At 50.5% G+C, this 14,279-nt stretch carries 15 protein-coding genes; 8 read left to right on the forward strand and 7 right to left on the reverse strand.

Annotation, left to right across the window (positions count from 1 at the left end; all coding sequences use genetic code 11):
• Positions 1-227: 227 nt before the first annotated feature.
• Positions 228-2,528 carry an NADP-dependent malic enzyme gene (locus BUB59_RS10745; protein ID WP_073229783.1) on the reverse strand — a complete coding sequence of 767 codons (2,301 nt, stop codon included), beginning with the start codon at positions 2,526-2,528 and terminating at the stop codon, positions 228-230.
• Positions 2,529-2,759: 231 nt separating this feature from the next.
• Between BUB59_RS10745 and BUB59_RS10750 the strand changes: the two genes are divergently transcribed.
• The 8 genes from BUB59_RS10750 (at position 2,760) to BUB59_RS10785 (ending at position 8,499) form a co-directional block, all read left to right on the forward strand.
• Positions 2,760-3,119 (forward strand): histidine triad nucleotide-binding protein, encoded by a 360-nt coding sequence (locus tag BUB59_RS10750; protein WP_073229785.1) that lies wholly within the window; start codon positions 2,760-2,762, stop codon positions 3,117-3,119.
• Positions 3,120-3,134: 15 nt separating this feature from the next.
• A complete protein-coding gene (recO, locus tag BUB59_RS10755; protein WP_073229846.1) occupies positions 3,135-3,938 on the forward strand; it encodes a DNA repair protein RecO in 804 nt (267 codons plus the stop codon).
• A gap of 32 nt (positions 3,939-3,970) precedes the next feature.
• The gene (panB, locus tag BUB59_RS10760; RefSeq protein WP_234980026.1) at positions 3,971-4,663 is read left to right on the forward strand and encodes a 3-methyl-2-oxobutanoate hydroxymethyltransferase; all 693 of its coding nucleotides are present in this window, start codon (positions 3,971-3,973) and stop codon (positions 4,661-4,663) included.
• 274 nt (positions 4,664-4,937) lie between these two features.
• Positions 4,938-5,264, forward strand: a complete 327-nt coding sequence (locus tag BUB59_RS15220) for a hypothetical protein (protein ID WP_200778831.1) — start codon at positions 4,938-4,940, stop codon at positions 5,262-5,264.
• Between the two features lie 77 nt (positions 5,265-5,341).
• Positions 5,342-5,707 carry a hypothetical protein gene (locus tag BUB59_RS10770; protein ID WP_073229848.1) on the forward strand — a complete coding sequence of 122 codons (366 nt, stop codon included), beginning with the start codon at positions 5,342-5,344 and terminating at the stop codon, positions 5,705-5,707.
• Entirely contained in the window at positions 5,697-6,752 is a 1,056-nt protein-coding gene (locus tag BUB59_RS10775) for a Ppx/GppA phosphatase family protein (protein WP_073229789.1), read from the forward strand. Before BUB59_RS10770 ends, BUB59_RS10775 begins: the two co-directional genes overlap by 11 nt.
• A gap of 188 nt (positions 6,753-6,940) precedes the next feature.
• Positions 6,941-7,660, forward strand: a complete 720-nt coding sequence (locus BUB59_RS10780; RefSeq protein ID WP_073229791.1) for a pseudouridine synthase — start codon at positions 6,941-6,943, stop codon at positions 7,658-7,660.
• Positions 7,661-7,668: 8 nt separating this feature from the next.
• Positions 7,669-8,499 carry a metallophosphoesterase gene (locus BUB59_RS10785; protein ID WP_073229794.1) on the forward strand — a complete coding sequence of 277 codons (831 nt, stop codon included), beginning with the start codon at positions 7,669-7,671 and terminating at the stop codon, positions 8,497-8,499.
• 93 nt (positions 8,500-8,592) lie between these two features.
• Here the strand turns inward: BUB59_RS10785 and BUB59_RS10790 are convergent, their stop codons facing one another.
• From BUB59_RS10790 to dnaB, 6 genes are all read right to left on the reverse strand, one after another.
• Complete coding sequence (locus BUB59_RS10790; protein ID WP_143160351.1) at positions 8,593-9,429, reverse strand: hypothetical protein; 837 nt, start codon at positions 9,427-9,429, stop codon at positions 8,593-8,595.
• A 141-nt stretch (positions 9,430-9,570) separates the two neighbouring features.
• A complete protein-coding gene (locus BUB59_RS15380; RefSeq protein ID WP_159433362.1) occupies positions 9,571-9,720 on the reverse strand; it encodes a hypothetical protein in 150 nt (49 codons plus the stop codon).
• An 89-nt stretch (positions 9,721-9,809) separates the two neighbouring features.
• Positions 9,810-11,090, reverse strand: a complete 1,281-nt coding sequence (locus tag BUB59_RS10795) for a hypothetical protein (protein WP_073229798.1) — start codon at positions 11,088-11,090, stop codon at positions 9,810-9,812.
• 105 nt (positions 11,091-11,195) lie between these two features.
• A complete protein-coding gene (locus BUB59_RS10800) occupies positions 11,196-11,978 on the reverse strand; it encodes an ABC transporter ATP-binding protein (RefSeq protein WP_073229800.1) in 783 nt (260 codons plus the stop codon).
• Positions 11,979-11,985: 7 nt separating this feature from the next.
• On the reverse strand, positions 11,986-12,768 hold the full coding sequence (locus BUB59_RS10805; RefSeq protein WP_073229802.1) for an MlaE family ABC transporter permease: 783 nt from the start codon (positions 12,766-12,768) through the stop codon (positions 11,986-11,988).
• A 17-nt stretch (positions 12,769-12,785) separates the two neighbouring features.
• On the reverse strand, positions 12,786-14,201 hold the full coding sequence (dnaB, locus tag BUB59_RS10810) for a replicative DNA helicase (RefSeq protein WP_073229805.1): 1,416 nt from the start codon (positions 14,199-14,201) through the stop codon (positions 12,786-12,788).
• Positions 14,202-14,279 lie beyond the last annotated feature (78 nt).

Consider the following 14,279-nt stretch of genomic DNA (forward strand, 5'->3'; position numbering starts at 1 on the left):
AAGGATTTGTAAATCCCCAAAGTCCTAAGTCCAATTGACCGCGCGAAAATTTGGGATGTGTTTAAGCCCGGCCCCTTGTGGGTCGGGCTTTCTGTATGTTCTAAAGAACCCCAGCAGGAACAGCCCGCTTGGATAAAAAAAGATCTACAAAAAAGAGCTGTACCTTGTTCAGATACAACTCTTTTCCTAAATACCCGCAGTAAAATCTTGCGGGGATTTATAATCCATTACTTCACGGGACGAGCCTTGTCGATACGTTCCTGAACGATTGCGTCGATGACGGCAGCAACGGTCAGGTTGAAGATATCGTGGACAGAAGCGTCGGCATCGGTGAAGTGAACCGGCTTCTTCAAGCCCATCTGTACAGGACCGATGGATTCGCCAACACCCATTTCCAGAAGCATCTTGCATGCAGTGTTTGCAGAAGAGAGGCAGGGGAAGATGAGGGTGTTAACGTCCTGACCCTTGATGGTGTTGAAGGGATACTTCTTGTCGCGAAGATCCTTGTTCAGGGCAACGTTAGCCTGCATTTCGCCGTCGATAGCGTAGTCCGGATACTGTTCGTGAAGGATGTTAACTGCTTCCTGAACGGTGTTTGCAGTACCGCGGGCAGCATTGTTGTCAGAACCGAAGTTAGCGTAGCTAAGCATAGCCATCACCGGTTCGTGTGCAAAGAACTTCACGGCGTCGTGAGTGAGCTTGACAATATCAACGAGGGTTTCTGCATCGGGATCGCGGTTCACCAGGGTATCAGCCAGGAAGAAGGTGCCCTTCTTGGTAGAAAGGATATGCATAGCACCGAAGTGCTTGTATTCCGGACGGATACCGATAATGTCCTTAGCCAGTTCGATGGAGGTAGTGATTCTGGAGTTTGCACCAGAGACGAATGCGTCTGCATCACCGGTCTTCACCATCATCATACCGAAGTGGTTGCGTTCGAACATTTCGTCGCGAGCCTTTTCGAAGGTCACACCGTTACGGCCGTTTTCTTCGGCATAGATGCCAGCATACTTGAAGCGGCGATCAGCTTCGGCAGTAGAACGGGGATTAACCACATCGAGACCGGAGATATCCAGCTTTTCCTTGTCAGCAACTTCCTTGATGCGTTCCGGATTACCCAGAAGGATCGGGAATGCAATGCCTTCTTCCTTAGCCTGGATAGCAGCCTTGATCATGTTGACGCTAGCACCTTCAGCGAATACAACGCGCTTGGGGTTGGAGCGAGCCATGTTTTCGAAACCGCGGATCAGCTTGTTGTCGTAGCCCATCATGTCGCGGAGGCTATCAGCATAAGCGTCCCAGTCGGTAATGGGCTTGCGAGCCACGCCACTTTCAATAGCAGCCTTAGCAACTGCAATAGACACGTCGGTCAGCAGGCGCGGATCCAGCGGCTTGGGGATGATGTACTTGGGACCGAAGCTGAAGCGTTCGGAGTTGTAAGCAATGTTCACTACATCAGGCACCGGCTTGCGAGCGAGAGCTGCAATAGCACGTACAGCGGCGTGCTTCATGTGTTCGTTAATAGCAGTAGCGCGAACGTCCAGAGCACCGCGGAAGATGTAGGGGAAGCCGATAACGTTGTTCACCTGGTTGGGATAGTCGCTACGGCCGGTTGCGAAGATAACGTCTTCACGAGCGGAGGTTGCTACATCATAGGAAACTTCCGGTGTGGGGTTTGCAAGAGCAAACACGATAGGCTTTGCAGCCATGGACTGGATCATTTCCTTGGTGAGGATGTTGGGCTTGGAAAGGCCAAGGAACATGTCTGCACCCTTGATGGCTTCTTCCAGAGTCTTCACGTCTTCACGTTCGGTAGCGAAGAATTCCTTTTCCGGAGTGAGCTTGCCGCGACCCTTGTAGATCACGCCCTTGGAGTCCAGCATCACCACGTTTTCCTTCTTGACGCCCAGGGACAGGTACAGCTTGGTGCAAGCCACAGCAGCAGCACCGGCACCGTTCACCACCAGCTTGATCTTGTCGATGTCCTTGCCGGCAATTTCCAGAGCGTTCACGAGAGCAGCACTGGAGATAATTGCAGTACCATGCTGGTCATCGTGCATCACGGGAATATCCAATTCCTTCTTCAGGGTTTCTTCGATTTCGAAGCATTCCGGAGCCTTGATGTCTTCCAGGTTGATGCCGCCGAAAGTAGGAGCGATACCCTTAACGATTTCGATGAACTTCTTGGGATCCTTTTCGTTCACTTCGATATCGAAAACGTCCACACCTGCGTAGATCTTGAACAGAAGGCCCTTACCTTCCATCACAGGCTTACCAGCCATGGCGCCAATGTCACCCAGGCCCAGAACTGCAGTACCGTTAGAAATCACTGCAACCAGGTTGCCCTTGCCGGTATAGTCGTAAGCAGTTTCCGGATTCTTTTCAATTTCCAAGCAGGGAACTGCTACACCCGGGGTGTATGCCAGGCCGAGATCGGTCTGAGTGCTGTGCGGCTTGGTAGGAACAACTTCGATCTTACCCGGTTTGCCGTTAGCGTGGTATGCAAGTGCCTTTTCTTCGAAGGTCATCTTATTTCTCCTTGTGTGTTTCCGTCGCGGTACAATTCAGCAAATCCGCCAGGGAAACGTGTTTTTCGGCGCGCAAGATAGCAATTTCTACAGGACTTGTAAAGATTTTAAAACTGTTACATTTCGCCAAAATCACGTAAAATAAGCAATAAATCAAGTTTTCCCATAACCCGCCATTATTTTTTCCAATATGTGAAAATCTCTCCCTTTTTTTCTAATTTTCAAGTCACTATGAGTGAAAACTGTCTTTTCTGCAAAATTATCAAGGGTGAAATTCCCTCCAAGAAGATCTACGAAGACGACGATGTATTCGCCTTCTACGATATCGCCCCTCAGGCTCCGGTCCACTTCCTGGTCGTTCCCAAGAAGCACATTTCCAGCATCATGGAAATGCAGGCCGAAGATTGCGAACTGGTCGGTAAGCTTTTGTTCCAGGCACAGCGTATTGCTAAGGAACTGGGCCTGGAAGAATCAGGCGCACGATTTGTTTTTAACTGCAAGGAAGACGCAGGTCAGACCGTATTCCACATCCACCTCCATGTGGTAGGCGGACAGAAGCTGGGTTGGCCCCCGTTCCCCGTCCAGCAGTAAAGATTATCCCGCAAGATGATCAAGACTCGCGCCATCGTTCTTCATCGGTTTTCTTATAGCGATTCAAGCTTAATCGTTAAGGCCCTCACCGAAGAGAGCGGTATCGTGAGTTTTATCCTGAAAGGGGCCAAGCGCAAGGATTCCCCCTTCAAGGGAGCCCTGGACCCTCTGGCCCTTTCGGAAGTGGTTTTCCGCGAAAGCCCGCAAAAGGCAAATTCTGCCGACGGTGGGCTTATTTTCGTGAAGGAAGCGTCCCTCCTGAACTGGCGTGAGGATTTACGTAACGATCTCATGAGTCAGGCGGTCGCCCAAGTCATGGCGGAAATCGTCCTGAAATACGCACCCCAAGGCGTTCCCCTCCAGGATGAATTCGTCCTGCTCAACTCCGCGCTGGATGAACTGAACCAGAAAACGCCCCGCCAGGACATTTTCGCCCGGTGGCTTCTGGATACAAGCGACCTGTGGGGCTACCATCTGGACCTTACGTCCTGCAGCAGGTGCGAAAAGCCCCTCCAGCAGGCTGCCGCAGACTTCCATCCGGAAACAGGCGGTCTCATCTGTAAGGATTGCCTCGGGATCGACACGCCCCGAGCAAAGTCCCAAACCCTCCAGGGCCTATGGGCGTTACGCGCCCCCTCTCCCCAGGTTTTCGCGACGAGCCATCCCGACGAAAATCAAAACATCACAGGCGAACAGCGCCCCTTTGTGGAAAACGCCCTCCTCGCCTACCTTCGAAACCATATCGGCTTCCTCAAGGAACTTCATTCTATTCAATGGTTACAGGAGATTAGAAAACTATGCTCACCGCAAATGACATAATGCAAAAAAAAGTCAGAGGCGAAAAAGTATCCATGATTACCGCTTACGATTTCGCCTTCGCCCAAATGGCAGAAGCAGCCGGCATCGACCAGATTCTGGTAGGTGACAGTCTTGCCAATACCATGCTAGGCTACAAGAGCACCCGCGAAGTGGGAATGACAGAAATGCTGATCTTTGTTTCTGCCGTATGTCGCGGCGCCCCCAACACCCATGTGGTCGCAGACATGCCCTACCTCAGTGACGAAAATCCCCAGCTGGCCTATGACAACGCCCGCCGTTTCATGGACGCAGGCGCCTCCTCCGTCAAGCTGGAAGGCATCAAGGAAGGTGTATTCGAAAAGCTCATCGCCAACAACATCCCCGTTTGCGGCCACTTCGGACTCCTCCCCCAGACTGCGGAAAACTTCAAGCAGAAAGGCCGCACCGAAGAGGAGGCCAAGCTGGTCATGGATTCTGCGAAGTACGCCGATGAAGTAGGCTGTTTCGAATTCGTCCTGGAGCACATCCCCGAAGAACTGGGAACCCACATTACCAACCAGGTAAAGGCAGTAACCATCGGCATTGGCGGCGGAAAGTTCACCGACGGCCAGGTGCTGGTGATGCACGACGCCCTGGGACTTCACAACCGTAAGATTCCTCCCTTCGCCACGAAGTTTGCAGATATCTACAGCGCCGGCGTGGAAGGAATGAAGAAGTACATCGCAAGCGTCAACGAAAAAATCTAGCGCTTGAAAACTCGCTGCGACATAAAATCCAGAAGGTTCCATCACGGAACCTTTTTTTTGTTTTCTTTGACCAGTCAAGACAAAATAAGCAAGAGTTTGAGACAAAGAATTTGGGAGTGATACAAACAAACTATCACCAGCATGTAATGAAAATCACTTATAACAAAATTTTTCATAAAAATTTTCATTTTACGAAAAAAAGTTGTTGATTATTTGTTGAATTAAAGTTATTTTATAGACAATAAATTCACAACAACCATAAGGAAGAAGAAAAATGGCTACTGCAAAGAAGACTGTTGCTAAGAAGGCTGCCCCCGCTAAGGCTAAGGCTGCTGCAAAACCCGCTGCTAAGAAGGCTCCTGCTAAGGCTGCCGCTAAGCCGGCTGCTAAGAAGGCTGCCCCCAAGGCTGCTGCTAAGCCCGCTGCTAAGAAGGCTGCTCCCGCTAAGGCTGCTGCTAAGCCCGTAGCAAAGAAGGCTGCTCCTAAGGCCGCTGCTAAGCCGGTTGCTAAGAAGGCTGCTCCTAAGGCTGCCGCTAAGCCGGTTGCTAAGAAGGCTGCTCCTAAGGCTGCCGCTAAGAAGGCACCTGCAAAGAAGAAGTAATCCTTCTAGCACAAGATTCTCTCTTGTAAAAGGTCCCCCGCATTGCGGAGGACTTTTTGTTTTTCTACCTTTACGTCATGATTTCTGAAAAAGACCTTGCTGAACTTGAAAGCGTCCCCTACGAGGAACGCATTACCCGCGTCGAAAAACTTCTGGAAGGAAAGTCCGAGCCCCGCGCCTTCGAACTTGGCCTCCTGCTGGCCCTCAAGATGGGTCAGGAACTGCGTCAGGGCAAGGAACTGGGCAGCGAATCTGGCGACCTGGTGGCAAGCTGGGTAGGCAAGCATCCCGATTCTATCGTGGAAGAAGCAATTGCACTCGCCAAGGAATTTCTGACCAATCCCGCAAAGCTTGCGGAAAAGATCAAGGCCGGCTTCCAGAAGAAAGCCGAAGAAACCAAGGCCGCCGAATCCTCCCAGGACAAGTCCGAAGATGAACAATAAGCTCATCGCCACGGTCGATATCGGAAGCCATAGCTGCATCATGCTGATTGCAGCTTTCGAAGACGCACCCGCCGCCCCCCAGGTCGCTGAGCCAACCGATGGTTCGACAAGCTCTCCAACCGAAGAAACTCAAGCCCCCGAACAAAGCCAAGGGGCCGAAGAGACCGAAGTGTCCAAAGTGCCCCGCAAGATTTTGGTCCCCAAACTGCAGAAGGTTGAAGTCTGCCGTCTGGGCGAAGACATTTACGAGACCGGCTCCATCAGCGAAAAGCGCATCGAGGAACTGACCCGCATCATGACCAAGTTCCGTATGGACCTTCACGCTCTGGGCGCCGACCTGAAGGCCGCTGCCGCAACGGAAGCCATGCGCAAGGCCGAGAATTCCGAACAGGTTCTGGACGCTGTAGAAAAAGCCCTATGGGTACGTCCCCAGATTATCTCTGGCGAACAGGAAGGCAAGCTGACCTTCCGTTCCGTCCGCGAATGGCACGGCAAGGACATTGTCACCCTGGACATTGGCGGTGGCTCTACGGAACTTTCCAACGGGGAAACTACCTTCTCCATTCCCGTGGGCGCTCTCAAGATGTTCAAGGAAATGGGCCCCATTCCTGGCCCCGAATACAAGAAGTTTGTGAAGGAAGCCTTCAAGGACGTATCCTTCAAGGGTATGACCAAGAAACAGGTCCACCTGATAGGCGGTACAGGAACCGCCCTAGCCATGGTCTACCTCAACAAGCAGGTCTTTGACTACAAGGCTATCGAAGGTCTGGAACTGACCATCCGCGATCTGGATGCCGTCACCACCCGCATTACCAACCTTTCCAAGGAACTGCGTGCCATGCTGCCCGGCCTGGAAAACGGCCGTCACGACGTGATTATCTGCGGTCTGTTCTGGCTCAAGTCCCTTCTGGAAAAACTCCGCGTAGAAAGTTTCAAAATAAGTACTGCCGGTTTACGTTTCGGTTTGCTATATCCGCCGGAAGCTGAACCCGAAGAAAAGCCCAAGGCCAAGCGCACCCCACCCTGGCTCAAGAAAAATGATTAGTGAAAATTAGGCGACGATGCCGCTCATTAAACAAAAGACGAAGGAAAAGAACATTCTAGAGAATAGAAACTAGAAATTAGAGACTAGGGTACAGGGTATAGATGTCAAAAAGATGAAACATCCCGAACAGCCTACACTTGCCTCCCGCAGCCCTAACCCCTAGACCCTAGCCCCTAACCCCTAATATTATGAGAATCAATAAATTCATCTCCCTCTGTGGAATCGCAAGCCGTCGTGCAGCAGAAGCACTCATCGAAGACGGCAAGGTCATGGTCAACGGCGAAGTCATTCGAGACTTGGGCCATCAGGTGGACGAAGACAAGGACCAGGTGGTTGTAGATGGCAAGAAAGCCCGCCTTCCCAAGAAGACCACCACCATCATGTTCCACAAGCCTGCTGGCTGCGTCTGCACCAAGGACGACCCTCAGGGCCGTCAGACCGTCTATGACTTTTTGCCTCCCGGATACCATAGCTTGAAATATGTGGGCCGTCTGGACTTGCAGAGCCGCGGTCTGTTGCTGTTCACTGACGACGGGGAACTACTCCACCGCCTCACCCACCCCAGCTTTGAAATTCCTCGTAGCTATTACGTCTGGACAGACCGCCCCTTGAGCGAACACGCCTGCCAGCGCCTGGTAGACGGCGTAGACATCCGCGATGAAGATTCCGACCAGGAAGAAATCGCATTCGCTACCGACATCTATCTGGAAAACGGCTTTGCAGAACTAGTCCTGATCGAAGGAAAGAACCGCGAAATCCGCCGTATGATGCGAGCCGTCGGTTATGAAATTCGCGACCTGAAGCGAGTCAGCTATTGCCGCATGACCTTGGGCGATTTGCCCGCAGGTGAATTCCGCGAACTGACCGCCGACGAAATGAACAAGCTCCGTCAGGCCGTCCACATCTAAGGTCCATCATGAAGCGCACTCTCTACATCGGAGACGTTCACGGCTGCGCCGATGAACTGGAACGAATTGTTGAAGCCTTCGGTTTCGTCCGAGGTACAGACACTCTGTACCAGACGGGAGACATCATCAATAAAGGCCCCGACATGCTTCGCGCCCTAAAGTTCATTCAGGACAACGGCATCCTGACCGTCCGAGGCAATCATGAGGAACACTTGATCCGCATGATGAATACTGACGCCAGTGAGTGGACGGAAAAGCAGAGAGCCAGGTTCTCCCGCCTCCCCCTTGAGGATTGGAACTACATTCTTAACGAAGTCAAGACCTGGCCCCTCTGGCGAGATACGCCCCACGCCCTGCTGGTTCACGCAGGCCTTGAACCAGGCAAGACCCGCATGGAAGACATGGACCCCAAGGTCATTCTATCCATTCGCTACTGGGATGATAAGCCCTGGTTTGAACAGGTACAGTGGGAAAAGACCGTGGTATTTGGACATTGGGCTAAAATGGGTTTCGTAGATAAGCGCCCTGGCTTTATCGGGCTGGACTCCGGTTGCGTCTACGGCAAGAGGCTTACCGCCTGGTGCCCGGAAGAAGACAAGTTCTATACCGTTCCAGCCGCAAGAGAATACACCCCCGTCAAGGACAAGGCAAAGACCGCAATCGACGCCCCCTGTATGGTTCCCGGCGACAAGCTCCCCGAAGGAGAACGTCCTAAGGACTTCGCCGACATCAAGGCAAGAATCGCAAGCGGTGACATTGCCCTGGCAGACGACTCTCCCGAAGCAGAAAAGATTCGCAAGGCAAGCCCCAGCATTACCGCCGAGTGGAGCGGGTATTAGAGTTGCAAAGGGGCTCCCGCCCCTCTGGACTCCCCGAAAAAACGACTGCGCTGCTCAGGCCCTTTGGGCCTGTTGGCATCCCCCTCAATGATTTCAGTCTTTACTCCAGCTTGCTGTACAGGTTGCGGGCGCAGAGAGGGTAATTTCAAGAGGTCCCTTGCATCCTTCCACATCAATTAGCCCAAGAACAACGTAGTTGCTAATCAGCGTATCGCCTGTTCCAAGAGATATGGTTAATAATTCTTGTGCCGTACACTCGATTTGGCACATAGACAAGTCCCCAGAACCACCCATCATAACAACAGAAAGACCCGCAGGCAAATCAACATGATCCAAAGGTTCCGCAATCGCATAATCCGGAGATGAAGAATCATAAGACATCACTTCGTCACATTCAACCACGTCAACAGATTTATCATCATTTGCAACAGTTACGCCAGGCTTAACCGTCATGCCCTTTTCAGAAAAGGTATAACTAGCGGATTCACCATCACCAGAAATCCCAGTCCATGAGTAAGAAGCTATTGCCTCCTCCGAGGAGCAACCCGTTACACTCCAGGTAGCGACACCGCCTTTAGCAACATCAACCGTCGCTGCGGATGAAGTACACTTACAGCCGGTAATTGGAGAGCCATTTACCTGAAGCGGGGCACACTGTTTTTTCCAAAGTTTTCCGTTCAGAAAGAATTCCACGGAGGCGTTTTCAACACCAGACATTACATAAGTAACCGCAGAAGTATTCAGCTTTCCCACAGCAGATTCCTTAGAAGGAATCGCTTCAACCCCAAAATTCCAGAAGAATTTCGATTTAAGAATATCCTTAGACCCGATTCCAGCTGTATTCGCAGTATTGAAAGAGAACTTCCAAGAAGTCGAGTCACCTCTGGATATAGGATTCTCCACCGGAGCGCAAGTACCTAAATCAGCCATATCTTCAGCATCGTTTGAATCCGAGCTTGATGACATGGGAGCAGAAGTTTCACTACTGCTTGAAGACTGCGGTCTCAATAGGGTGGAATCAATTTTGACTCCACTCGAAAGCATGGGAACGCCTAAGGAATCAGAGTTTGACTATTCCTCTTTACTAGAACTGCTTGTATGATTATCAGTGCTGGAGCTTGAAGCAGCAGACTCATCACGGTCGTCCTCAACAGAACTAGCGGAATCACTACAGGACACCACCAAGGACACAAGCAGCAAGGAAATTACAAATAATCTCATATTGCCAATAATAATAAAAGATTCAATAATGACAAAAAAAAAGACCGACTCAAACGAGCCGGTCTTTTTACACGTCCGTCAGACCTGAATTATTTGGTACCAAGACCGCAGGTTGCAACATCTGCACCAGTCAAAGCTATGCAGACATTCTGATAAGAAACTGCGCCGGCATCCAGAGAACCCAGAGGGATAGCAATGTTATTCACTCCATATTCGCCACTGCCCTTAGCAGATTCGGAGCCGTAGGTGATGACGAGATTTACATTGGAGCCCTTAGCATCGCAGGAAACGGTCAATGTTGGATGATAATAAGCGTTTGACCAGGTGCCGGAAATGGTAATGCAGCCTTCATTAGCAACATCAATCTTGTCCTGAGGAACCTGATCACCAGCAACTTCTAGCAAATAATCCGGAGAAGATGCGTCCGTAGACTTCACTTCGTCACAGACTACGGCCTGAACAGTGTTGTCGTCGTTGGCAACATTCACAGTAGGAGCAAGAGTCTGGTTCTTTTCTGTAAATGTATGAGTTGCAGAAGCGCCTTCGCCTGTTACACCAACCCAGGTATAACCCGTAATGTTTGCACCAGCGGAAGTACAGCCGGTCACGGTCCAGGCAGCAGGTTCAGTGATGTCCACAGAGGCAGCGGCAGCAGAGCACTTACAACCGGTAATGGCAGCACCATTCACCTGAAGATCGGAACACTGAACGCTATAAGCAGCAGCACCCTTGGTAATGGAGACGGAAGCCTTAGCTACACCGGAATTTGCATAAGAAATTGCAGAGGTCGCACTAAGACCAGTAATGGTTTCGGAAGCCTTGGAACCGCTTGTGCCAAAGTTCCATTCAAAGTCGTAAACGGTAATACCCTTAGCGGTCAAGCCGATGGAATTCTTACCATTGAAGGTAAACTTCCAACTGGTAGATTCACCCTTAGTGATCGGATTAGTCACAGGAGCGCAGGTACCGATGTCGCCAGTACCACCTTCAACAACTTTCTGAGAACTGGAAGATACAGCACCCTGGGAATCAGAGGACGCAAATTGCACCTTGCTACTGGAAGATCTGAAGGTAGGAACCGTTGCAGAAGAAGAGGATACTGTAGGCAGCTGATTCTGATTTGCAGCGGAACTTGTTGCTACGGGAACCGTAGTAGAGGTACCGTCCCCACCAACCAAGTGCTTACAATTTGCGTCTTTCTTACAGTCTTCAATTGCATTCTTATAAATGGTAGAGTCATTTTCTTCAATAACGGAATGTCGAACGCCTTCATCCCATCCGTCCAAAGTAAGAATTTCACCTTCACCACAGGCGAGGAACGTACCGGCCAGAGCTAATGAAGATAAACCAACAATAAACTTCTTATTCATATTAACCTCTTTGGGGCAAATCTAAATAATTCTTTTCTAAAACGAACACTCTTTAAACTTTTTCGTGAACCAAAACACGCAAAATTCGCATTTGCAAACTTTTGTTTACTCGTCTACTGAGATTTTACGCTGTCCTGTAATAAACTGATGCACGTAAGGATTACTTGTATTCTTGATTTCATCCACCGTACCCACCTCAATAATGCGTCCATTATAGAGCATGGCAATACGGTCTGCAACCTTAAAGGCGCTCACCATGTCGTGAGTCACCACCACAGACGTCACTCCCAGCTTGCTCTGCATATCCAGGATTAAGTCGTTAATCACGTCACTGGTAATGGGATCCAGACCAGTGGTCGGTTCATCGTACAGCAAAATTTCGGGATTTAAGGCGATGGCACGAGCAAGAGCCACACGCTTACGCATACCACCAGACAGTTCGGACGGCATCTTGGTACGGAACTCCGGCACCAGGTTGATCATCTGGAGCTTTTCCGTCACCACATCCTGGATTTGCTTTTCGGACAATTCCGGGTGATGTTCACGGAGAGCGAATGCAATATTTTCGCCGGTGTTCATGGAGTCAAACAGAGCGCCCATCTGAAACAACATACCCATCTTGCGACGGATGGTATGAGTGTCAAAGAACTTCGGGGTACTGATGGTCACACCGTCCACAGCCACTTCGCCACCATCGGGCTGAAGAAGACCGATCATATGCTTCAGGATAACGGACTTACCGCCACCAGACTTACCGATAATCACCATGGTCTCACCGCGGCGAATATCCAAGTTCACATCGCAAAGAACATCCTGGGGACCGAAGGATTTCTTCAGGCCCTTCAGACGGATGGCAATATCGTTTGGGTCAATCTTTACGTTTGGCATAAGTCACCTAGAAGAATAGAACAGCGTCTACGATAAAGTCAGAAATCAAAATCATCAAACAGCAGGACACCACCACGCTCATGGTAGCAAGCCCCACACCCTTGGCACCAGGTTTTGCATTTACCCCATGGTAATATCCCAACAGGAAAATCAACGTACCGAACACGAAGGATTTCAAAACACCAGACCACAGATCCATCGGATCAAAAAGGTACTGCATACCGGTAGTATAAGTATAGGTGGTAATATCAAGTCCAAGGACGCAAACGATCCAACCACCGATAATGGCAAGAGCGTTTGAAATAATGGTCAAGCAGGGAATCATGGTCACGAATGCAACGAAACGGGGCAAGGCCAAGTAACGATAAGGCTCCAGGCCCAGCACGGTGTAAGCAGCCAGTTCTTCCTTTTCCTTCATGGAGCCAAGTTCAGCCGCAATGGCGCTGCCCACTCGACCCGAAAGCACGATGGCCGTAAGCAAGGGGCCAAGCTCGATGAGCACCATCTTACAGGCGGCGGTTCCCACAAATTTATCTGCAACCAGGTTGTGGAATTCGAACTCGGCGCAAACCGTTGCCACCATGCCCGTGAAGATGGAGGTAACAAACAGAAGCGGCAAGGAGGATACACCCACAGAAATCATCTGCTTCACAATGAGGTTGGGATTCTTATGGATATAGCGGAGCTGCTTCAAGGTGTTCAGCAAAATGCAGATGACCTCGCCCACACCGGAAATACCGGTGAAGATAATTTCACCAATCCAGGAAATAGGGCGTAATAAAGCAGACATCTTATAAACCTCTAAAATTAACCAAAGTCAGCGCCACCGGGACCATCATCGGCAAAGCTGTAATCGCCACCTTCGCCACCGTCACCGTATCCTTCCTCGGGAGTAAAGTCGTAGAACGTGGTGTATTCCGGAATGAAGGTCATGGGAATGTCCTTCACGGAACCGTTACGGTGCTTGGCCACAATCAGTTCTGCAGAATGTTTGTCTTCTTCCCTATGGGTCTGGACAAACTTACGTTCCACGAACCACACCATGTCAGCATCCTGTTCGATAGAACCGGATTCACGAAGGTCAGAAAGCTGGGGACGTTCACGACCCTTTTCTTCCACCTTTCGAGAAAGCTGAGCCAGAGCGATCACAGGGATCTGCATTTCCTTGGCAAGAATCTTAAGACCACGAGAAATGGCACCGATAGCCACAGCTCGATTTTCTTCCTTACCGGTCTTCATCAGCTGGAGGTAGTCAATAATCAAAAGGTCCAGCTTTCCCTTACGTTTGAGCTGACGAGCCTTACTCATCAGTTCCATAATACCCAGGTCCGCATTGTCGTCCACGTACAAGGGGGCCTGGTTGATAGGGGTGACCGCGGCAATCAGTCGGCGCTTTTCTTCGGCGTTAAGGAAGCCGTTACGGAGCTTACTCTGGTCGATCTGAGCCTGGGAGCAAAGAAGACGTTGTGCCAGCTGCACGCCGTCCATTTCCAAGCTAAAGAAAGCCACGTTCTGATTAAAGTTGATGGCTGCATTTGCAGCAATAGTCAAGGCGAAAGACGTCTTACCCACACCAGGACGAGCAGCAAGAATAATCAAGTCCGATTTCTGGAGACCGTTGGTCAGTTCATCCAGTTCCGTAATACCGGTGCGGATACCCGTAATGCCATCCTTTCGATCGTTCAGACGGGCAAGGAGCGGAGACACGAACTGGTCAATGGGCTTCAGGGAGTCTCGGACCTGATCGTCCGCAATGGCAAACATGACCTTTTCTGCATCCTGAAGAACTTCGTCGGGTGCAGCAGCCGGGTCCATGGCACTCTTGATGATGCCCGAGGACATCTTGATCAGCTTACGGAGTGTGGTCTTCTTTCGCAGAAGCTCGATATGCCAGGTGACATTGGCGGAAGATGCCACTGTTTCCATCAAGGTAAACAAGTACTCACGACCGCCAACCAGGGACAGCTTGCCCATGGTTTCCAACTCGGAAGCCAAGGTAACCAGGTCAATGGGTGTCACCGCCTTATTCAAGTTACAGAGAGCGGTCCAAATAATCTGATGGGCTTCCAGATAGAAGAAAGTCTCATCCTTAATAATCATGATGGCTTCGCCCATCACTTCGGGATCACGGAGAATACCGCCCAAGAGGCAGCGTTCCGCGTCCAGATCCATCGGGACCTGACGACCTTCGAACTGGTTTTGCTGGTTATCAAAATCTGACATAATATATTCCCTCGAAATATAAATTATTGAAACGGGGCCTTATGAAGATCCCATCGTATAATCGCCTGATTCAAGGGC

The organism is Fibrobacter sp. UWEL (assembly GCF_900142535.1).
In the GTDB taxonomy this organism is placed as follows: domain Bacteria; phylum Fibrobacterota; class Fibrobacteria; order Fibrobacterales; family Fibrobacteraceae; genus Fibrobacter.